A 21,441-nucleotide genomic window follows, 5' to 3' on the forward strand; every position below is an offset into this window, starting at 1 on the left:
AAGCCCGGGAAGGATGGATGGCATTGTCCTTCCCGGGCGGCCAGGAGCCTTCTTTAGGCAGGAGTCAGGATGTCCGCGTCGGTTGCGAAGTTCGGGTACTTGTTCGAAGCTTCGTTGGAGAGGATGGACCGGTACTGTTTGATCCCGCCTAGGTAGAACATGACGGTGCGCTTTTTGCCCGGAATGTTGGCGCCGAAAATCCACGATGCTGCCTGGGGGAAGAGCGTCTGGTGGGCAATGTCGGAGCAGGTTTCAGTCCAGTCGGACTCCGTCTGGGCCTTGGCCTCAATCCATCCCGTTCCCGAGGTCGAGACGTGATCGATGGTTTCGCTGATCCACTCGACCTGCGCCTCGATTGACGGCGGAAGGTTGGTGAAGGGGCCGTTCGGTCCCAGGATCATGAACATGTTGGGGAAGCCGTTGGTTGCCATGCCGAGGTAGCTGGTCGGCCCGTCAGCCCAATGTTCCTTCAGGGTTTCGCCCCCACGTCCCCGGATATTGACGCGCACGTAGTTGCCGTCCACGGCGTCGAAGCCCGTCGCACAGATGAGTACGTCCAGTTCGTGAAGGACGCCATCAGCAGTGACGATGCCCTCTTCGGTTACCCGCTCGATGGGGTTTTCCTTGACGTTGACAAGGGATACGTTCGGCCGATTGAACGTTTCGTAGTATCCGGAATCGCACAATGGCCTGCGGGCGTAGAGATCGGTGGGCGTCAGCTTACGGCGTGTTTCTGGATCCTTGACGATCTCGGCAATCTTGCGACGGATGAATTTCGCGGCTTCTTCGTTGGCCTCAGGGTCCGTGGCAATATCCGAGAAGGTCTCGAACATGAAGCGGAAACCGCCTCCTTCCTCCCAGACCCGCTGGTAAATCCGCTCCCGTTCTTCAGGGGAAACGCTGAAGGTCGGGACCGTGCTTTCTTCGAAGCCCATGGCAACAGAGGAGTTGCGGACCTGATCCCAGTTGGCCTCGAAGTTGTCCCGGTGGGCCCGCTGCTCCTGTTCGGTGAGCTTGCGGTTGCCGGCAGGAACGCTGTACTGCGGCGTGCGCTGGAAGGACGTCAGGTGGGCTGCGATCGGAGCCGTGGCCGTGATGACCTGGTTGCCTGTGGAGCCGTTGCCGATGACACCTACCCGCTTGCCGGTGAGATCCAGGTCCCCGGGCCAGGCGCCCGTGTGGACCAAGCGGCCTTTGAAGGTTTCCATGCCCGGAAACTTCGGCAGGTTGGTGGCAGAGAGCAGGCCCAGCCCCGTGACAAGGAATCGCGACTGGAAGGTAACCCCGCGGTCCGTGCGAACGGTCCAGATTCCTGCAGCCTCGTCGAACTCGGCCTCCGTCATTCCGGTTTCAAGCTGGATATGGCGGCGGAGGCTGTATCGGTCGACAACCCCGTTCAGGTATTTGAGGATCTGAGCCTGGGGCACGTACTTGGTGTCCCACGGAGTCTGCTGGTACAGCTCACGGTCAAAAGAGTACTGGTAGACAAAACTTTCAGAATCGGAAAGGGCTCCCGGGTACTTATTCCAGTACCAGGTGCCGCCAACGCCTCCGGCCCGGTCAATGGCTACAGCATTAAGGCCCAGCTCATTGCGAAGCTTGTGCAGCATGTAGATGCCGCCGAAGCCTGCTCCTACGACGAGTGCGTCGAGCTGCTGGGTCTCGTTAGGGACGACTTTGTCCATGATGGTGCTCCTCCGGCTAATAGGACGGTGTGAGATAATTCACTTCGTGTAACCAGTCTGCGGCTGTGGAAGGGCAGCTGAGTGTTTCAACTTGAAACACTGGGACGGGGCCCGCGATACCGGCTTTGATACCGGGAAAGCAATAATTACCAGCGCTTGCTTGCCCGGGAGGGATGAAACTGCAAAGGTGCAACATGACTGATCCAGTGCGGGAGGCACGTGAAAAACTGATTCGTGCCGGACTGACGGGGGTCTACCAGGCAGACGAATCGGTTCCGGACCTTATCGTCCGTAGTTGGCGCCGATCCATCGGCAGCGCAGTTGAAGCCTCGGGGCCGGCGCAACGGTACCGCGACGTTGATACCGACACACTCCTGGGCAGGGCTGCTGTGCCGGTACTTGACCGGTGGCAGCATCAACTGGAAGACACCGGAACTACCCTCTTCCTGAGCGATCGGGGCGGCAGCATCGTCGACAGGCGAACCAGTGACAGCAGTGAGCGCCGGCGCCTGGATAATATGCATGCCGCTGAGGGTTTCGACTACTCTGAGGACGCTATCGGAACGAACGCACTGGGCACCTCGATGGTGGAAAAGCGGCCGGTGTTCGTCAAGGGAAGCCAGCACTACAGCGAAGCGTTGGCAACAAACGCCTGCGCGGCCGCGCCCATCTATACGCCGGCTGGTCTTGTGGTGGGTTCGATCGCCTTAGGTGGGCCAATTCAAGCGGCAAATCCCATCATGCTCTCGCTTGCGCGGGAGATCAGCCAGCAGATCGAGGAAAGACTTCGAACGTCTGCGCGGCCGCAGGACCTTGCGCTGGCTATGTCGTTCATGCGCTTTACCAGTTCCCAGCGCCCCACTGTCGTGCTGGATCACGAATCGATCCTCGCCAATACACCGGGCCTACCGTACGTGAATGTTGCTTCCCACGTCATGCTTTGGGAAGTGCTCAATGCCCATAACTGGTCTTCCTCGCCGACGCTCAGGCGTGAACTCGAGGGGACGATGCTCGAAATTACGGCCCGGAGGGTCAGTGACGGCCCGCGGGTCCATTTTGTTGTTCACTTCTCTGAGATGGAGCCATCACTGCGCGGCGGACCAGGTGCGCCCGGTCTGTTGAAAAGCGGTGCAAATTCCATGTCAGGTCCCCGCATGGCCGCCCCGGGGCAAGCGATCGCTGTCATCGAAGGGCCAGTCGGCACTGGGCGGGCGACGGCGGCCCTGGACCTTCGAGCCACATGGGGCAAATCGGGCCCCGCCGAAGTGTTCGTGATGTCGGCCGGATTGCCCACGCCCTGGGACCAGGTCGAGTCCCTTTTGCAGCAAGGCAAAGATGTCCTTATGCGCAGGCTTGAAAACGCCGGCAGCGACGACGTCACTGCGTTCTCCAGGATCGTGGATGTGGTGCAAAGGGGATGGGCAGCTCGTGATCGTTCCGGAAGCCTTTTGGTCACGGTGTTCAACGAAGACGCATCCCAAGGACTCCAGGCCTTCATAGACGCCCTGGGGATAACCGTGCGGACGGCATCACTGGCTCAAACTCCCGAACGCATTCCGGGGATGGTGACAAGGATTCTCAATGAAGTGGATCCTGGGTCGCGGCACACGATATCCCCGGCTGCGCTGCAGTCCTTGGTTCAGTGGAGCTGGCCCGGCAATGTGGCCGAGTTGGCAAGGACTGTCACGGATCTGGTTCGGTCGGTCAATGCTTCCGTTATCGAAAGACGGCATCTGCCAAAGCATCTTCAGCAGGCGCCTCCCCGGCGCCCCCTGTCGCTCATGAAGACTGCTGAGCGCGATGCCATTATCAAGGCACTCGATGCCACCGGCGGCAACAAGTCTGAGGCAGCGGATTTGCTGGGAATGGGCAGGACGACGCTTTACCGGCGTCTCCGTCAGCTCGGTCTCGATTCAGGCGAGGCGACCATGTGAGTACTCCGCATCACGCGCGGTGACCTGGTTCCTGGAAACCTTGCTCAGGTTCATGACTTCCTGCAGAACTGCCTTCACTGCAGGATTCGTATCGTTCGGGCGCCAGGCGGCTCTGAGGTCGACGTCTGCGGTGGCGTCCGCCAGGGGAACGAAGACTACGTGTGGATCGGTCGCACTGTCCGCCACCGATGCCAACGTCAGGTGGCACCCCACTTCCGCGCTGACAAGAGCCAACGCTGTCTGCGTGTCGGGTGCCACCTGGATGACATTGGGAACAAAGCCATTGTCGCGTGCGAGCCGTCGAAGCCGGTCGGGCAACACCGCGCCTTCGTAGGAAGGCAAGGAGATGAACGCTTCCGCGGCCAGCTTTGCGATCGCCAAGCGGCGCGCTCCCGCCAGCGGATGTGTGTCGGGGAGTGCGATCACCAGGGAGTCCCGCAGCACAACTTCCGATGCGATTTCGGCTGGGATCACATCCCACCGCCCGAAAGCGACATCGGTCTCGCCCTGCGCCAGCTTTGTCATGGCCGGTTGGGCGAAGTTTTGGCTGGAAAGGTCCAGCTGTATACCTGGCCGTTGTGCCCTCACCAAACGCGCCAGGCGCGCAACCAGTTGATGCGTGGAGGCGCCCGCGAAGGCTATGCGAACGAGCCCCGATTCCCCGCCATCCGCCGACCGGACCGCATCTTCGGCGCGTCGCAGGGCATCGAGGACTTCCGTGGCCGGACCCACAAGAGCCCGACCGCTGGACGTCAGTTTTACAGATCGGGTTGTCCGGTCCAACAGCCTCGTATTCAGCTCATTTTCGAGTTGCTTTATGGTCCGGCTCAGGGGCGGTTGGGCGACGTGGAGCCTCTCCGCGGCCCGGCCGAAATGCAGTTCTTCCGCCACGGCAAGAAAGGCGGTCAGCTGGTTGATTTCCACAGCATCCCTTCGCTCATTATTGAGTTTAGAGTATCACTCGAGCTTCCCCGGGGAGGCGGAAAGTAAGAATTGAGCGCCTCAAGCAGTTCATCGGCTCCAGTCGAAGAAGCCCTTTCCGGTCTTACGGCCGAGTTCGCCGCGGGCCACCTTCTCGCGCAGGATCTGCGGGGGTGCAAACCGTTCTCCGAGGGTCTCATGCAGGTATTCGGCGATGCCCAGGCGGACGTCCAGACCCACGATGTCCGTGGTACGCAGCGGCCCGGTGGGGTGTTTGTAGCCCAGCACCATGGCGTTATCGATGTCCTCGGCGGACGCGACGCCTTCTTCGACCATCCGCATCGCTTCCAACGCGATGGCAACGCCCAGGCGGGAGGACGCGAAACCCGGCGCATCGTTGACGACGACGGCGGTCTTGCCGAGTGCCTCCACCCAGTCGCGCGCCGCAGCCGCAAGCGGCTCGGAGGTCTTTTTTCCCACGACCACCTCGATGAGCGTGGAGGCGGGGACCGGGTTGAAGAAGTGCAGCCCGAGGAAGTCCTGCGGACGGTCGAGTTCGTCTGCCAGGCCGTTCACGGACAGGGATGACGTGTTAGAGGCCAGCACGGCGCCGTTGCCGAGTTCGGCCTCGACGGCCCGCAGCGAGGAGACTTTGAGGTCCCACAGTTCGGGCACGGCCTCCACCACCAGTTCCCGGTCACCGAAGGAGGCGTAGTCCGTGGTGACCAACAGGCGGGAAGTGTAGTCGGCTGCGTTGCCGGCCAGGCCGCGGGCCAGTGATTTGCCGACGGCGTCCTCGACGCGTCCGCGTGCAGCGTCCGCTGCCTCGCTGTCGCGCTCAACGACGACGACGTGGGAACCCTTGACCAGGAAGGCGTGGGCGATTCCGGCGCCCATCCGGCCGCCGCCGAGGACACCGACCTTCGGGGGGAGCCCGGCGGGAATTGCGGGGTTGGTCATGTCTACTTCTTCTTCCTGTCGAGGAATGCCTGCATGCGGTCAAACTTGGCCTGGGACTCGAAAAGCATGCCCTGGGCCAGGGTGTCGATCACGGGATGGACGTCGCGCGGGGCGTGGAACACGGATTTGGTGATGCGGACCGCCAGCGGGTCCTGCGCGGCGATCGTGTCTGCCAAGGCGTGCGCGGAATCCATCAAGGCTGCAGGGTCCACGAGTTCGGTGATGAGCCCGACGGCAAGGCAATCCTGCCCGGTCAGCACCTTGCCCGCCAGCAGGATCTGCTTGGCCACCGGTTCACCGACGAGTTCCTTGAGCCGCCAGGTGGCGCCGGCGGCTGCCAGGATGCCCAGGTTCGTTTCGGGGTTGCCCATCCGGAGGTCCGGCGTGCCGATTCGAAAGTCCGCCGCGTACGCCAGTTCGGCACCGCCGCCCAGGGCGTACCCGTCGAGAGCGGCAATGACAGGCATGGGAAGTTTGGCGATCCGGTCGAAGATCCCGGAGTTGATCCCGGCCAGGGCGTCGTCCCGGCGGCGTTCGCGCAGCTGCGCGATGTCGGCGCCTGAGGCGAAGATGCCCTTGGCCCCGGTGTCCGGGTTCCCGGACGTGCCCGAAAGGATCAGGATTTTCGGCGTTCGCTCCAGGTACGCGGACACCAGGTGCAGCTCATCCACCATGGCCTGGTCGATGGCATTGCGGACCTCTGGCCGGTGGAGCCGGACCGCCAATCGGTCTTCCCGCTCCTCGACCTGCAACGTTGCGAAACCCGTGGCACCCAAGCCCGTGCCGGCGTCGTACATCACGTCCGTCATTAGAGCCCCTCGAGCAGCAGCGCCGTGCCTTGGCCGACGCCTACGCACATGGTGGCGAGTCCCAGCTTCCGGCCGTCCGTGGCTTCGCGTTCGAGGCGCCCCAGCAGGGTGATGACCAGCCGCGACCCGGACGAGCCGAGGGGATGGCCAAGGGCGATGGCGCCGCCGTCGTTGTTCACGATCCCGGGCTCAAGCTTCAGTTCGCGCATACACGCCAGCGACTGGGAAGCAAAGGCCTCGTTAAGTTCGACGGCGGCGAGGTCACCCACGGCGAGTCCGGTCCGTTCCAGGACCTTGCGGGTGGCCGGGACCGGGCCGATACCCATGATTTCCTGGGCCACGCCCGCTGACGCGCCGTCCAGGATGCGCGCCCGGGGCGTGAGGCCGTACTTCTGAACGGCGGCCTCGGATGCGACGATGATCGCGGAGGCGCCGTCGTTGAGCGTGGAGGCGTTGCCGGCGGTGACCACGCTGCCGCCCTTCACCACGGGCCGCAGCCCGGCGAGGACGTCGCGGGTGGTTCCGGGGCGGGGGCCTTCGTCCGTGTCCACGATGTTTTCGGCGCCCTTGCGGCCCTTGACCGGAACGGAGACGATCTCGTCCACGAAATGCCCGGCAGTGATGGCGGCCAGGGCGCGTTCGTGGGAGCGGACGGCGAACTCGTCGCAATCGTCGCGGGAGATGCCGTAGACCCGGGCTACTTCCTCGGCGGTTTCCGGCATGGAGTAGGTGGCCTTGCCACTGCGGGAGAGTTCGCCGGAGAGGAAGGAGGGGTTGGGGAAGCGCCAGCCGATGGAGGTGTCCACGACGGCGCCGGGCTTGGCGAAGGCCTTGTCCGGCTTTTCCATCACCCACGGTGCGCGGGACATGGATTCGACGCCGCCGGCCACCACGATGTCCGCGGCCCCGGCCTTGACCATGTGGGAAGCCATGATGATGGCGCTTAGCCCGGAGGCACAGAGGCGGTTCACGGTGATGCCGGGGACGGTATCCGGGAACCCCGCGAGGAGCCAGGCCATGCGGGCCACGTTGCGGTTCTCCTCGCCGGCGCCGTTAGCGTTGCCGAGAATCACCTCGTCCACGGCGGCCGGATCAATGCCGGCGCGTTCGACGGCGGCGCGCACCGTGAGTGCGGCGAGGTCGTCCGGGCGGATGGAGGACAGGGCGCCGCCGTAGCGGCCGACGGGGGTGCGTGCCCCGCCGATCAAGAAGGCCTCAGGCATGGGTGTTCCAATCATGGGTGTGTGATGTGCTGTCGTGTGCCGGATGACGGTCTAGTTGAACGCGGAAATTCCGGTGATGTCGCGGCCTACGATGAGGGCCTGCATCGAGTCGGTGCCTTCATAAGTTGAGACGACTTCCATGTCGGTCATATGGCGGACAACATGGTTTTCCAGTAGCAGTCCATTGCCGCCCAGCAAGTCCCGTGCTTCGTTGCAGATCCACTTGCCCTTTTGGGCGGTGGCCATCTTCACCATCGAGGCCATGGCGTTGGTGAGCTTGTCCTGGTCAGCGAGTTCGGCCATGCGGGTGCAGAGCAGTTGCATGGTGGTCAGTTCACTGAGCATGTTGGCCAGCCGGTGCTGGACCAGTTGGTAGGAAGCTATGGGTTTTCCGAACTGGTGGCGGCTGAGTGCGTAGTCAGCTGCGATCTCGAAGGCAGCCATGGCGTGGCCCACCGCTTCCCATGCCGCGCCGCCCCGTGTTGCCTGGAGCACCCGGGAGACGTCGCGGAAGGAATGGCACAATTCCAGCCTGTTGGCGTCGGGGATCCGCATTTCCGTGATCTCGATGTCGGCCTGAAGGATGGCACGCTTGCCAACCTTGCCGGAGATGACCGTGGGGGAGTAGCCCTCGGGGTACCGGCCCGCGGCGTCCTTTTCGATAACGAATGCGTTGACGTTTCCATCTGCCGTGTTTCGAGCGAACAGGACGATGACGTCGGCGGCGTGGCCGTTGCCGATCCAGCGCTTGCGGCCCGTGAGCACCCAGGAGTCTCCGTCGCGCCGGGCCGCGGTCTCCAGAGCCACGGAATCCGAGCCGTGTTCCGGCTCGGTCAGTGCGAAGGCGCCGGTCTTTTCGATCCTGGCCAGGGGCGGGAGCCAGCGTTCCCGCTGCTCGGCGTTGCCCAGGAGGTTAAGGGCGCCCATGCAGAGGTTTGAATGGATCCCGAGGAACGTGTTGAGGCTCCCATCGGCGCGGGCCATTTCGCGTGCCACCATTCCGGCGGCCTTGCGGCTCATGCCGGGGCAACCGTAGCCCTTGATAGTGGTCCCTATGACACCCAGCCCGGCCAAGGGTTCGAGCAGTTCCTCGGGAAATTCAGCTTTTTCCCAATAGGCGTTGATAACCGGAAGTACTCGGTTCTCGGCGAACGCGCGGACCTTGTCGCGGATAGCGACCTCGTCAGCAGTGAGATCGTCATCCAACCGGAAGTAATCAGAGGTTGCCGTCTGCCGGTCGGCTGTGGTGGTCATCGTTGAACCTTTCGTTGTGATGCGGATGCAGGCCGCCGGTGTGTTTTGGTTTGCTTTCCCGTCTCAAGCCAGGCAAGAACCTGGTCCCGGTTCCCGTCATGGGCTGGGGGAACGAGGTCGTAGCTGACGGGTGTCTCCGAGAAAGTGATCGGATTCCGGACGGTGGGGATGGCATCCCTGCCTTCACCAATGGTGACGACGGGCTCCAGTCCAATGCGTTCAGCGAAATCGAGCCCTTGGCGAACGTCGTTGATCGGAGCGCAGGGAATTCCAGCCCGAGTGAGAACGTCGAACCACTCGGTAGAAGATGCTTTGCTAAGGGCCGCCTGCAGCACAGGCCGGAGTTCTTCGCGGTTCAGGCTGCGGGCCGGAGCCGTTGAGAACCGGGCATCGAGGCTCACCTGCGGGAGGTCAAGGGTTTGGCACAGCTTGCGGAACTGGGGATCGTTACCGATGGCAATGACAATGTCGCCTTCGCCCGTGGGCAGCGGCTCGTAGGGGTAGATGCTGGGATGTTCATTTCCCAGCCGTGTCGGGACGGTGCCGCTCAACAGATAGCCGGCGGTCTGGTTCACCATGCCGGACAGCGCGGATGACATGAGGTTGACTTCGATCTGCTGCCCCCGGCCCGTTTGCGCCCGCTCATGAAGGGCGGCGAGTATCCCGATAGCCGCGTGGAGGCCGGTGATCACGTCGAACACGGCAACACCCGAGCGGTACGCCGGGGTATCGGGTGCGCCCGTAAGGCTCATCAGGCCGGACAGCGCCTGGACAAGCAGGTCATATCCCGGAAGTGAAGCACCTCCTGCCGTACCGAAGCCGGTGATGGATGCATAAATCACTTCTGGATTCGTTTTTGCCACGGAATCATAGTCCAGGCCGTACCGTTCCAGGCAGTTAGGTTTGAAGTTCTCAACCATGACGTCGGCCCGCTGGGCGATGTCCTGGGCAATCCTGCGATCATCCTCGTCCCTTAGGTCCAGGGCGATAGATCCCTTGTTGCGGTTGATCGACAGGTAATACGTGGACTCGCCGTCCCTGACGGGAGGCTTCCACGCCCGGGTTTCGTCGCCGTCAGGGCTCTCGATCTTGACAACCGTTGCGCCCATGTCTGCCAGCAACATGGTGCAGTAGGGGCCAGCCAGTACGCGGCCGAAATCAGCCACCAGTACACCGGACAGAGGGCCGCTTCCCTTACGGCCGAAGACGTCGGAAGCCGAAACCTCATCAAGGGACGTGTAGTTACCGGCCATCTCGGGCCAGTCGAGGTTTGGGCTGGTTTGAATCGTCACGGCTCTCCTTTGAATGCTCGTCGATGCATCAACCATCCCACTACGTATTACCTCTGGTCCAATACTTATTCCGGGCAGTATTGATGTCTTGATCGGAATAATCTAGTGCCGCCTTTTAACGGCAGAGGCATCACCGAGCCGGGTGGGTCGGTGATGCCTCTGCCTTTGGTGGGTTGGCTTTGCTCCGGGAAGCTACACGAGAACCATGCCGCCGTCGATCATGACGACCTGGCCGGTCATGTAATCGGAATCCTCCGATGCCAGGTAGAGTGCCGTTCCAGTGACGTCCTCGGGCGTGCCGGCGCGACCGGCAAGTATGGACCCTGAGAATTCGTTGAAAGCCTGCCCGGGCGCGGAAGTGTCTCCGAGTTCCATGATGTCGAGGTCGAGCTTGCGCCACAGTGGCGTGTCCACCACGCCCGGTGCAAAGGCGTTGCACGTTATGTGGTGTTCGGCCAGTCCCCGGGCTGCTGCCTGTACCAGCGCGTTGACCGCGAACTTGCTGGCGCAGTAAGCGGCGAAGTTTGGGTATCCCTGGCGACCTGCGATCGATGACGTGAGGATGAGCTTGCCCCCGGTCCCCTGCGAAATCATTTGTTTGGCCGCTTCCTGCTGGCAGATCAGGGAGCCGAGGCCGTTGACATCGAGGGTGGTCCGCCAGTTTTCCTCCGTCACATCCAGGAAATGGAGGGGTTTGATAATGCCGGCAATAGCGAACATGACATCCAGTCCGCCGTATGCCTCAACGCCCGCTGCGACTGCGGCCGCAACGTCCGCACGGTTGACCACGTTGCCGGAAGTCGAAATTGCTGTACCGCCTTTGGAAACGATTTCATCCCTTGCTTCATTGGCCGCCTCAGCGTTGAGGTCAAAGATCGTCAGCTTGGCCCCCTCTTCCGCCAGGCGCCGGGCAACCGACCGGCCCATTCCGCTGCCTGCGCCGGTGATCAATATCCTTTTGCCGTCAACTCGTCCAGCCATTGCTCAAAACTCCTTTGTTTGGGTGCACGTGAGTTGCGGGAGTCCTTCCCCGGCTTGTCCGCAGCAGCTGCAACAGTCGTGCCGCTGGCCTCGGAATCGGGGGGAGGCCCACCGTCATCCCACCTCGATGTTGGCCGCCGTGGGTGAATCCGATGGCGTATCCCGCGAGTCTTCACGGTATGGCGCCAGGCTGCCCAAGGGGAAATACCAAAATTGGCCCTATTGATGCATATGAGGCAATAAACATGGCCGTCGGGGAGCAGTAGAAACCCCCATTGGGTGAGGGGATCCTACTTCGCGGAGGCACCCAGGGTTCGGCGGAGCCAGGCAATTTCTGCCCGGCTCGCCGCCTTGCCGATGGTCAGCATTCCTTGGCGGTAGATGTCCTGGATATCCGCGCTTCGCAAAGGCCTGCCGTTTTCGTAGAAGAAACTGGCGGGTGCCTCGAGGAATTTCAGCCGCCGCTCGAGTACCGCGTGCTGGTCTTCGACGTCGGGAAGTTGGGACAGGAAGGCAAGGATCACCATAAACCGCCCCAGATCGCTGACATCTCCGCCCGAAGCGCTGCGAAGCCGTTGCTGAAGGTCTTCCCGGCCCTTAGGCGTGAGTTCGAGTGTGTGGCGCTGGGCGGCGCGGCCATTCTCGATGCGCTGCACAATGGCACCCGCTTTGATGAGCCTTTGGATGGCGGGATACAGGCTCCCGTCACTGATCTCCTTTGCGAAACCGTAGAGTTCGTTCATCTTGCGCCGGAGTTGGTAGCCGTGGAGGGGGCCTTCGGCGAGGAAGCCCAGGATCATCAGTTCGAGCACGACCACAATGCTAGCGGACGGGAATACATCGAAACGAGGTAATGTTCCCTGATGGTTACCTCGTTTCGAGGTATCGTTTCGTTGTCGCCGTCGAAGGATCCTCCCATGCCGTCTTCGCCCATGCCCGTTGTGGCCCAAGCCACCGTTTCCCGGGGCCGGCTCGCTATCGCCGTTTTCTCCACTGTGGTGGAATGGTATGACTTCACGTTGTTCCTTTACCTCAGCGCCGTCCTTTCACGGGTGTTCTTCGGTGACAGCCCTACGGGGGTTCTCATGACACTGGCAACGTTTGCAGTTTCCTACCTTCTCCGGCCGGTAGGCGGCCTCGTCTTTGGATATGTGGGGGACCGTTGGGGCCGCCGGCCCGTTTTGCTGGCATCCATGGCGTTGATGCTGCTGGCCACGATAGGCACGGCTGTCCTGCCCACGCACGCGCAAATTGGTGAAGCGGCCGCCGCCTGGCTGCTCGCACTGAGGTGCCTCATGTCCTTTTCAGTGGGGGGTGAATACACCGGTGTCATGACTTACCTCTTGGAAAGCAGCAGCCCAGGCAGGCGGGGCCTGGTGACATCGTTGGCCGCTGCTGCCAGCGAGATCGGAGCGCTACTCGCTGCCGGCGTCGCAGCCGTCACCATCGCCGCCCTTCCTGCGGCACAGATGGATGCGTGGGGTTGGCGGATACCATTCATCATCGGCGGCGTACTCGCTGCCATGATCCTGGTGCTGCGCACCGGCCTCCACGAAACCCCGCTCTTTGCGCAGAGCCGCGCAGAGGAAACCCGGGAATCGATTCCGCAGGTTGTGGGGCGGCAATGGCGGGCCATTATCCGCACCTTCGTCATCTCCGGGCTTGTCTCCGCAACGTACTACGTAGGCATTGTCTACCTGCCCACATACCTGGTTTCCGTTCGGGGCTGGGCCGAATCTTCCGCGCTTGCCCTTGCGACGCTTTCCGCCGCCGTCGTGGTTGTTGCCTCGCCGGCTGCCGGCTGGCTGTCCGACCGATACGGGCGTCGCCGGACGTTGCTCGTCCTGGCGGTGGCGGCCGTTCTTCTGCCCGTTCCTATGTTCGCTGCCGCCGGTTACTCCTCTACACCCTTGGCGATTGCCGCCGTCGTGGTTCTTTCGTTCCTGGCCGGCAGCCTGAGCGCAGTGGGCGCATCAGCAATTCCGGAGCAGTTTGTCGTCAGGGGGCGCCTCACCGCGCTGGCGATCGGCGGCACGATTGCCACCACCATATTCGGCGGCATCGCGCCTTATGTGGTTCAGTCGCTGACTGAAACCACCACGTGGTCACTGGTACCCGGGGTACTGATTGCAGCTGTCGGCGTTGCCGCGATACCCGCGATTCGCCGCGGGCCTGAAACCGCGGGAGGGCATTCCGAAATTTCGGCGGCCGACAGTTCGCCTCAGCTGAGTGACCTGCAAACCGAATCAAAGGAAGCAAGTAACCATGCCTGAGCAAATGCATGCAATCGTCCTTGACGGCCCTGGAGCGCCCGAAGCTCTCAAGATCCGGGTAGTGCCACGGCCTGTTGCCAGGCCTGGTTGGGTGTTGATCAAGGTTCACGCCTTTGGCCTTAACCGTTCAGAGCTTCATTTCCGCAGGGGGCTGGGTTCATTCGGATCCTTCCCGCGCATCCCGGGGATTGAAGCAACCGGTGTTGTAGTAGAGGCTCCGGGCGGTGAGGTCGCCGAAGGCACTCAGGTCGCCGCGCTGATGGGCGGCATGGGCAGGACTTTCGACGGCGGTTATGCGGAGTACGTGAGCGTGCCGGCCTCCAGCGTGGTCCCGTTTAGGAGCAGCCTTGATTGCTCCACTTTGGGTGCCGTGCCTGAGATGCTGCAAACGGCAAACGGCTCCCTGACAGTCGGCGTAAATGCCGCGGCCGGCAGCAGCCTGTTGATCCGTGGCGGCACTTCGTCCATAGGGATGGCCCTGGCCGTCCTCGCCAAACGCCACGGCATCACCGTGGTGTCCACCACCAGGAATCCAGCCAAAAGGCAGGCGCTCCTGGACGCAGGCGTGGATCACGTGGTAATTGATTCCGGTTCGATTGCCGAACAGGTACGCGGAATTTTCCCGGGCGGGGTCGGCGGCGCAGTGGAGCTGGTCGGCACACCGACACTTCAAGACACGCTAAGGGCTACCGCTGTCCACGGGACTGTCTGCTTCACCGGAATGCTGTCAGACGAGTGGACGGTTAAGGACTTCTATCCGATCGATTTCATTCCGAACGGGGTGCGGTTGACCGCCTATTCCGGTGGCGCCAGAGACCTTCCGGCACCTGTCCTGCAGGAATTCCTGGATGCCGTGGAAGCCGGACACGTCTCAGTCCCCATCGGCAAGGTTTACAGGTTCGACGAGATCGTCCAAGCGCACCAGGACATGGAGGATGGGTCCGTATCCGGCAAGCTTGTGGTCACAGTGAAAGGACACGTTCATGACTGACGTCAACGCGGGCAGCACTGTTTTGCCTTTGGACAGGCTGCCAGGGGGAGCTTCGTTGAGATCCGTTACGGCATTTGCCGGCGAGATCGCGGGCCGCAGGGCCCTCCGGGTGGCACTGACCGGCGAGGCGGCAGCGGGGGTCCCCGGAGTCGATTACGTCGACCAGCCCACCTTTGTCCTGCTGCCGGCTGAGTTCGAGAACGGTGTCATTGAGGTCGACATATTGAGCCGCCTGACTGCGGACGCGCCCGACTATGCGCGTGCCTTTGCCGGTATCGCCTACCGAATTTCCGACGACGCTGACCGCTTTGAGTCTGTCTATGTTCGACCGCTCAATGGTGCGAAGCTCAATCCACCAGGTCCGCGTGTGAATCGCGCCGTGCAGTATTTCGCCTATCCCGAATGGGACTTTGAACGTCTTCGCGTTGAATACCCCGACGGCCGCTATGAGGCTCGAGCCGACATCGGCCCGGACGAGTGGATCCACCTGCGCATCGAAGTGGGGAACCAGTGCCTTCGCGTCGGCATCAATGGAGTGGAGGTCCTGGCTCTGGCTGAGACCAAGGCCATGCCGGCCAGCGGGAAGATTGGCCTGTGGGTGGACATTGGAACCGAGGCCTTCTTCTCCAATCTGAGCATCACCCGCGGCTGATTTGGAAGCCCGCATCCGGATCTATATCCGCCTCCTATGCTGTACGGCGGGCGTTTTACTCGAAGCCTACTGATATGGAAAGTGTTTCAATCAGGTAGAAAAAGGTATTTCTATATGCCCAATGGGACGCCTACGCTTGGATCAGCCGCACACTGTGTGATGCCCGGCACTTGCCCTCGGCGTTTGCCGCGGGAGTGCTGCGCGCAAGAAGAATCATCCACGACAAAGGAGTCACCGTGACCACGGAAACCCAGGCAACCGCAGCCGCCTCAGGTGCAGGCGCAACAGCCCGTTTCAGGGAAAACAAGCACGTCGCTGCAGCAACCAGCAAGGAACGCGTGAGCGCCCTCGCTGGCAGGATCATCAAAGCCATCAACGACACCGTGATCGACGAAAAGGTCAGCTACGACGAGTACAACGCCCTCAAAGCCTGGCTGATCCAGGTCGGTGAGGACGGGGAATGGCCACTCTTCCTTGACGTCTGGGTGGAACACTCCGTCGAAGAAGTTGCCAACGCCAACCGGCACGGCTCCAAAGGAACCATCGAAGGCCCCTACTACATCCCGAACGCGCCCGTTCAAAACACGCCGGCCACGCTGCCCATGCGCGATGACGAACCGGGCACGCCGTTGCTGTTCCAGGGCCAGGTCACGAGCGTCGCCGGGCAGCCCTTGGCCGGCGCGTTGATCGAACTGTGGCACGCCGATGACCTCGGGTTCTACTCCCAGTTCGCGCCGGGCCTGCCTGACTGGAACCTTCGCGGGTCCGTGATTGCCGACTCTAACGGCAAATTCCAGATCAACACCATCCAGCCGGCCCCGTACCAGATTCCGACGGACGGCGCTTGCGGTGCCCTCATTGCCGCTGCCGGCTGGCACGCCTGGCGGCCGGCACACCTGCACCTGAAGGTCTCCGCTCCGGGCCACCAACTCATCACCACCCAGTTGTACTTCCAGGGGGATGAGCACGTCGCAGACGACATTGCTTCAGCTGTCAAGCCGGAACTGATCCTCGCCCCGACCGACCGCACGGACGGCAATGGGCGGGAAGTCACCTACGACTTCGTCCTCGATCCGGAGAACTGATACAACTCCAACTGTCGGAAGGTGGAGCCTCCGCAGGCTTCGGTCGTCGGGTGGTCGGATTATGCCACCCGGCGACTTTGCTGCGGTTGCTCCGATGCAGGGAAACGGAGTGACCCTATGACGTCGGTGACGACGATGCCTTTAGTGAACGACGAAATGGTCGACGAATTCTCAACGAGCCACCTGCCGTGGCAGTTGGATGTGGTTCGGGACGCGGCGTTGAAACACCGGGCGGCAGAATTTGGTGGGTTGTGGGCTGTGGATTGCCGGCTGGGCGGAATGAGAGGGCGGCGCGGCCAGCGGGAAATTAGCCATACTGACGGAGATTACGCAGCCGTCCTATTGGTAAGGCGCGGCCGGGAAGTGTTTTCACAGGGGGGCAGACAGGCAGTTGTGGGAGCAGGCAGTGCGGTCATGTGGGACGGAGTATTGCCTGGAGAGTGCTTCAGCGAAGGACCTCTCCTAAAAACGACACTCTTCATGCCCCGGCAGCTCTGCCTTGAGGCGTTGCCGCGCCTTGAATCACTTGTCGGACGCCCCTTGAATAGCACGCCCAGCCTTCGTCTGTTGTTTGACTGGTTGCACACGTCGACCAGGGCGGTGGATCTGGACGAGGATTCAGCGGCGATGGCGGGACGGATTGCGGTCGATCTTTTAGCCTCCGCTATTGGCGCATCCACCAACATCGTCCTCGACACAAAGGCGATCCGCCTTATGGAAGTTAAAGCCTTTGTCGAGTCCCGGCTGGGCGACTCCAGTCTTTCTGTAGACGATATTGCGCACGGAAATGCCGTGTCGATCCGGTACCTCCATGCGCTGTTCGAAGGCACAGGGGAAACCTGCCGGGAGTTTTTGATGCGGCGGCGACGTGAACTGGCATACCAGCTTCTGCTCTCGCCCGCACCTGTATCGGTCACCGAGGTTGCCCACCGGTGCGGTTTCGACAACCCGTCATCGTTTAGTCGCGCCTTTCGTGCTGCCTATGGAATTTCCCCCCGCGAGGCACGGAACGGCCGCCGCGAAATGTGACAGCTGCCACTTGTGCATATCCGGAACATTTTTGTGCACACGGAGGCATGTTTTGGGTCCGGGAGGGACCAATACTTGCTAATAGCGAGGAGATACCTCACGGTGACGAAGGAGTCCCAATGACCAGTACCCTTAGCGAGCGTTCCCTGAAGCACGCCGCTTTGTTCCAGCCCGGGCGAATCGGATCGATGTCCCTGAAGAACCGCTTCGTCCAGTCACCCATATTCACGCAGTATGCCGAGGTCGACGGGTATGCAGGGCCCCGCCTCATTGAGTATTTCCGGCAACGGGCGCGCGGTGGAGCAGGCCTGCTCATCACCGAGAACACCTCTGTGGACTGGCAGGTTGGCCGTACAGTCGGGCACCCGATCCGGATTGACCATGACCGTTACAGGTCAGGTCTGGCCGACCTGGTGGAGGCGGTACACAATGAGGGCGCGAAAATTGCGGTCCAGTTGCACCACACGGGCCGGCAGAATTCACAGGGCAATACCGAAGGCAATGTGCCCCCGATTGCGCCGACCGCGGGCATCACCAGCGCCTTTGGAACGGCGCCGCGTGCCATTGAGCTCGAAGAAATTCCCGGCCTGATCAACATGTACGCCCAAGGCGCCCGCCGCGCCAAGGAAGTTGGCTTCGACGCAGTGGAACTCCACGGCGCCCATGGGTATCTGCTGGGGCAGTTCTTGTCGCCCAAGACCAACAAACGCACGGACGGGTATGGAGGCCCGCTGGAAAACCGCGCCCGGTTTGCCCTTGAAGTGGTGCGGGCAGTCCGCGAACAGGTCGGTCCAGACTTTCCGGTGATGTACCGGCTCAGTGTCGAGGAGCCGTACGAGGGCGGGCTCTCTTTGGATGACGGCCTGGCGTTCTGCCAAATGCTTGAAAAGTATGTAGACGCTTTGGACGTGTCGGCCGGCAACTACGACACGGCGGACGTCCTCCTGCCCATGGTCCCGCCAGGCAACCTCCTGCACTACGCCAAAGAGGTGAAGAAGCGGGTCTCCGTACCGGTCATCGGCGTCGGGCGTCTCGTCTGGTTGCTGGATGAACTCAACGACGACGTCGCTGCCGGTGAACTGGACTTCGTCGCCATGGGACGGGCAGGCCTGGCCGATCCCACGATCGTTGAGAAGACCCGGCGTGGGGCAACGTCCAACATCCGTCGCTGCCTGGCGGTTAACGAGTGCATCTCGCGCTGGATGTTCAATGGCCAGCACACGCAGTGTGTTATCAACCCGGCGCTCTCCCAGGAGAAGCGGGCAGCCGAAGCCCGTCGGCTGGCAGTTCTCGCCAAGCGGGTCCTGATCGTCGGCGCTGGCCCGGCCGGATGCGAGGCAGCCATTCTGGCCGCGGACCGTGGCCATGAAGTAACGCTGGTGGAACGCGAGAAGGAGATCGGCGGTCAGTTGCGGGCCTGGGCCGCAGCTGAGGTCCTGAACAAGGAGATCACGACGTTTGTTGAGTTCTACCGCGCCGAGCTGGAGCGCACGGGGGTCGACGTGCGGCTCGGAACCGAGGTCACCGAAGCGGACATGGGCGGGTACGACACAGTCTTTCTCGCTACCGGCACCGAGAGTGCCGGTGCGCCCCAGGGGGCAATCGATGCCGTGCAAATGCTGGCAGGCCGGAGTGCGCCGGAGGCGAAGGAGGTAACCGTGCACGGAAACACTGAAACAGCGATGTTCGCGGCCCTGTGGCTGTCCGAGCAGGGCCGCAAGGTTATGCTCAGCTCTCCCAGCGAGGACGTTGGGCTCGACACGAATGACATGCAGCGCAATCACCTGAGGGGACTGCTCGCTTCCCGGAACGTCAACATTCTTACGGACCAGCCGGCCCCTGCGGGAGGGACAGTGGTGTGGGCTCAGGACCGTACACCTAACGATTTCCTGGCAGCGGCAGTCGACGGCGAACGCATACGCACCATCGGCACACGCTTCAGGGGCGGCCGGATGTACGAGGCGACCCAGTCCGGTTTCTGGGCCGCAGCTGAGGTTTAGGAGGAGTACAAATGGTCATCCGCGCAATTGAACACATCGGCATCACAGTTCCTGACCTCGAACAGGCCACGGACTTCTTCGTGGACGCGTTCGGAGCCGAAAAGATCTACGACATGCTGGACGAACCTTTGGCGGGTCCGGCTGTCGAGGCTGGGCTGGGCATCCCGCAAGGGGCGAGGATCGAGGCCATCCGTATGCTTCGTCTCGGAGATGGACCCAACCTGGAGTTGTTCACGTACTCCGGGGCTGCCCAGCGGGAGCCCGTGGTGCCGAGCGACTACGGACTTCAGCACTTCTGCGTATACGTGGACGACATCGAGGAGGCTTCGACCCGGTTGGAAAAGGCCGGCGGGCAGCTGCTCAGCGCGCCTGGCGATCTTCCCGGGGGTGACGCAGGGGAGGGCAACCGGTACCTCTACGCGCGCACCCCGTGGGGCAGCACGGTCGAACTCGTGACCTATCCGTCTCCGCAGGCTTACGAGTCGCGCACCCCGCTTCGCAGGTGGCGCCCGGCCCAGTATGCCGACAACACGCATCAGGAGTAACTTTCCGTCCGATAGATCCTGAAGAGCTTCTGCAACACGCGAACGGCCGAGCCTGCTGGCTCGGCCGTTTGTGCTGTGTGAGGAGCTTTTCCACCGTTCCCAAGGTTCGAACGTAGCCGCGGCACCGGAATTTACTCCCATGCGTCCCGATGGACATACGTAAGAAACAAAGAAACTATGTACTTGTGGTCACTGAGTGCGGTACAAATGAGAAATCGCGACGCCGTATCCAGTATTTATTTGATCTTTGGACAAATTTCAGAGATCCCGCACTCACCTCGCAAGGGAGATACCGTGCCTGTTGCAGCTATCGATCCACGTTCTACAGACATCACCCCCCTCATATACCATCCAGTCCTCTGGGCTGCGGCGGCAGGGGTCTTTGTCGTCATCATCCTTCAATCAGTCATCTATTTCCGGGCCATCCGGAAGGCGGCACCGGCCGTCGGGCTTACGCCTGCCCAAGTCAGCAGCTCTGTCCGTTCCGGTGCTGTGGCCGCGATCGGGCCTTCGCTTGCCGTCGCGCTTATCGCTGTTTCGCTGCTCCCGCTTTTCGGGACACCCGCAGTGCTCGCCCGAATCGGCCTGGTTGGTTCGGCTGCGTTCGACGTCGCCGCCGCCGGCATTTCTGCAGGCACGCAGGGGGCGCAGTTGGGCGGACCCACCTATACCCAGAAGATCTTCGCCCTGGCTTTCGCCGCCATGACCATCGGTGGCCTCGCCTGGATGCTTTCGGCCCTGGTTCTCACTCCAATTTTGAGCAAGGGCGACGCGACGCTGCGCAAGGTGAATCCGGCCGTCATGGCTGTGGTGCCGACAGCGGCGCTACTTGGCGCGTTCTTCACGCTGGCCTTCACGGAAGTGGTCAAGTCGCCAACGCATCTCGTGACCATGATCGTATCGGCGGCGTCCATGGGGGCATGTCTGCTGCTGGCCCATAAGCTGCGCCGCCCTTGGCTGCGCGAGTGGGGTCTGGGCCTCGCCATAGTCTCAGCGCTGGCGGTCGCTTACTTCATGACAGCAGCCTGAGAACCACACGAAAGGAGCCACTCCGATGTCAAAGACAACTTCCGCTGAACTTGCAGCTTTTGACCGCACCACCTCCATCTGGGGACCGATCACACTGGGCCTGGGTCTGCTCATTTCGTTGGCAGCCGCGCTGTACGCAGCTTTCGGCTCTGGCGCGGGCATCACAGGGATGGAGCTGGTCACCGCGGTCGTCGCCGTGTTGGCCACCTTCGGCGTCATAGCCATCATTGAACCCATTTCCTATTTCCCGATACTGGGCCGCTCGGCGATGTACCAGGCTTTCCTGATCGGAAACATCGCCAACAAGCTCCTCCCGGCAGCCATCGTGGCACAGGCCAACCTGGGCGAGAAACCGGGCACACGTCGGGCGGAACTCATTGCCGGAAGCGCCATTGTCGGTGCCGTCCTCATCCACATCACCACCCTGGTTTTCCTTGTGGGCGTCCTGGGCACCTGGCTGGTCGGGATGCTCCCAGCACCACTGATTGCCACCGCGCGTGGCTACATCCTCCCTGCAGTCTTCGGGGCCGTTGTCCTGCAGAGCGTGCTTGCCATGAAGAGCCGCCGCACGACGATCGTGGCCGTATTGGTCGCTGCTGTCATTGTCTTCGTGGTGGTGCCCTTGGTCCCGGCGCTTACGTTCTACGCCACCGCGCTGGCCGTCATCATCACCATCGTCGTCTCGTGGTACGCGCGGTCCAACAACCCGACACCCGGAACCGACAAGGCCCGGGAAGCGGCTGACCCCGCCGCTCCCATCTCCGAAACCACCCACTGA

At 62.1% G+C, this 21,441-nt stretch carries 19 protein-coding genes; 10 read left to right on the plus strand and 9 right to left on the minus strand.

From position 1 onward, the window contains the following. Positions 1-53 precede the first annotated feature (53 nt). Complete coding sequence (locus tag VXJ37_RS07455) at positions 54-1,685, minus strand: flavin-containing monooxygenase (RefSeq protein WP_331322412.1); 1,632 nt, start codon at positions 1,683-1,685, stop codon at positions 54-56. Positions 1,686-1,879: 194 nt separating this feature from the next. Here VXJ37_RS07455 and VXJ37_RS07460 point away from each other — a divergent pair, with 194 nt between their 5' ends. After that, positions 1,880-3,619 (plus strand): helix-turn-helix domain-containing protein, encoded by a 1,740-nt coding sequence (locus tag VXJ37_RS07460; RefSeq protein ID WP_331322413.1) that lies wholly within the window; start codon positions 1,880-1,882, stop codon positions 3,617-3,619. Here VXJ37_RS07460 and VXJ37_RS07465 read toward each other — a convergent pair. From VXJ37_RS07465 to VXJ37_RS07500, 8 genes are all read right to left on the minus strand, one after another. Next, the gene (locus tag VXJ37_RS07465) at positions 3,599-4,543 is read right to left on the minus strand and encodes a LysR family transcriptional regulator (protein ID WP_331322414.1); all 945 of its coding nucleotides are present in this window, start codon (positions 4,541-4,543) and stop codon (positions 3,599-3,601) included. The genes VXJ37_RS07460 and VXJ37_RS07465 overlap by 21 nt on opposite strands. An 87-nt stretch (positions 4,544-4,630) precedes the next feature. Then, complete coding sequence (locus tag VXJ37_RS07470; RefSeq protein ID WP_331322415.1) at positions 4,631-5,500, minus strand: 3-hydroxyacyl-CoA dehydrogenase family protein; 870 nt, start codon at positions 5,498-5,500, stop codon at positions 4,631-4,633. A gap of 2 nt (positions 5,501-5,502) precedes the next feature. Further along, positions 5,503-6,309 carry an enoyl-CoA hydratase/isomerase family protein gene (locus tag VXJ37_RS07475; RefSeq protein WP_331322416.1) on the minus strand — a complete coding sequence of 269 codons (807 nt, stop codon included), beginning with the start codon at positions 6,307-6,309 and terminating at the stop codon, positions 5,503-5,505. Further along, on the minus strand, positions 6,309-7,532 hold the full coding sequence (locus VXJ37_RS07480) for a thiolase family protein (RefSeq protein ID WP_331322417.1): 1,224 nt from the start codon (positions 7,530-7,532) through the stop codon (positions 6,309-6,311). Before VXJ37_RS07480 ends, VXJ37_RS07475 begins: the two co-directional genes overlap by 1 nt. Positions 7,533-7,583: 51 nt before the next feature. Continuing rightward, complete coding sequence (locus VXJ37_RS07485; protein WP_331322418.1) at positions 7,584-8,786, minus strand: acyl-CoA dehydrogenase family protein; 1,203 nt, start codon at positions 8,784-8,786, stop codon at positions 7,584-7,586. Then, the gene (locus VXJ37_RS07490; RefSeq protein WP_331322419.1) at positions 8,783-10,078 is read right to left on the minus strand and encodes a CaiB/BaiF CoA transferase family protein; all 1,296 of its coding nucleotides are present in this window, start codon (positions 10,076-10,078) and stop codon (positions 8,783-8,785) included. Before VXJ37_RS07490 ends, VXJ37_RS07485 begins: the two co-directional genes overlap by 4 nt. Positions 10,079-10,270: 192 nt before the next feature. Then, a complete protein-coding gene (locus VXJ37_RS07495; protein WP_331322420.1) occupies positions 10,271-11,059 on the minus strand; it encodes an SDR family oxidoreductase in 789 nt (262 codons plus the stop codon). Positions 11,060-11,349: 290 nt separating this feature from the next. Then, a complete protein-coding gene (locus tag VXJ37_RS07500; RefSeq protein ID WP_331322421.1) occupies positions 11,350-11,871 on the minus strand; it encodes a PadR family transcriptional regulator in 522 nt (173 codons plus the stop codon). A gap of 105 nt (positions 11,872-11,976) precedes the next feature. Here VXJ37_RS07500 and VXJ37_RS07505 point away from each other — a divergent pair, with 105 nt between their 5' ends. The 9 genes from VXJ37_RS07505 (at position 11,977) to VXJ37_RS07545 (ending at position 21,441) form a co-directional block, all read left to right on the plus strand. After that, on the plus strand, positions 11,977-13,332 hold the full coding sequence (locus tag VXJ37_RS07505) for an MFS transporter (protein ID WP_331322422.1): 1,356 nt from the start codon (positions 11,977-11,979) through the stop codon (positions 13,330-13,332). Between the two features lie 91 nt (positions 13,333-13,423). Next, positions 13,424-14,323 carry a zinc-binding dehydrogenase gene (locus VXJ37_RS07510; RefSeq protein ID WP_331322423.1) on the plus strand — a complete coding sequence of 300 codons (900 nt, stop codon included), beginning with the start codon at positions 13,424-13,426 and terminating at the stop codon, positions 14,321-14,323. Then, positions 14,316-14,975, plus strand: coding sequence for a family 16 glycoside hydrolase (locus tag VXJ37_RS07515; protein ID WP_331322424.1), 660 nt, complete (start codon positions 14,316-14,318; stop codon positions 14,973-14,975). The genes VXJ37_RS07510 and VXJ37_RS07515 overlap by 8 nt, the downstream gene beginning before the upstream one ends. A gap of 236 nt (positions 14,976-15,211) precedes the next feature. Beyond that, positions 15,212-16,060, plus strand: a complete 849-nt coding sequence (gene catA, locus VXJ37_RS07520) for a catechol 1,2-dioxygenase (RefSeq protein WP_331322425.1) — start codon at positions 15,212-15,214, stop codon at positions 16,058-16,060. Positions 16,061-16,177: 117 nt separating this feature from the next. Next, a complete protein-coding gene (locus VXJ37_RS07525) occupies positions 16,178-17,089 on the plus strand; it encodes a helix-turn-helix domain-containing protein (RefSeq protein ID WP_331322426.1) in 912 nt (303 codons plus the stop codon). A gap of 119 nt (positions 17,090-17,208) precedes the next feature. Next, positions 17,209-19,089: an oxidoreductase gene (locus tag VXJ37_RS07530; RefSeq protein ID WP_331322427.1), complete on the plus strand. Its 1,881-nt coding sequence runs from the start codon at positions 17,209-17,211 to the stop codon at positions 19,087-19,089. An 11-nt stretch (positions 19,090-19,100) separates the two neighbouring features. Further along, a complete protein-coding gene (locus tag VXJ37_RS07535; protein WP_331322428.1) occupies positions 19,101-19,634 on the plus strand; it encodes a VOC family protein in 534 nt (177 codons plus the stop codon). A 294-nt stretch (positions 19,635-19,928) separates the two neighbouring features. Next, on the plus strand, positions 19,929-20,663 hold the full coding sequence (locus VXJ37_RS07540) for a DUF5058 family protein (protein ID WP_331322429.1): 735 nt from the start codon (positions 19,929-19,931) through the stop codon (positions 20,661-20,663). A gap of 25 nt (positions 20,664-20,688) precedes the next feature. Further along, on the plus strand, positions 20,689-21,441 hold the full coding sequence (locus VXJ37_RS07545) for a hypothetical protein (protein ID WP_331322430.1): 753 nt from the start codon (positions 20,689-20,691) through the stop codon (positions 21,439-21,441).

Source organism: Pseudarthrobacter phenanthrenivorans, assembly GCF_036455295.1.
Taxonomy (GTDB): domain Bacteria; phylum Actinomycetota; class Actinomycetes; order Actinomycetales; family Micrococcaceae; genus Arthrobacter; species Arthrobacter phenanthrenivorans_C.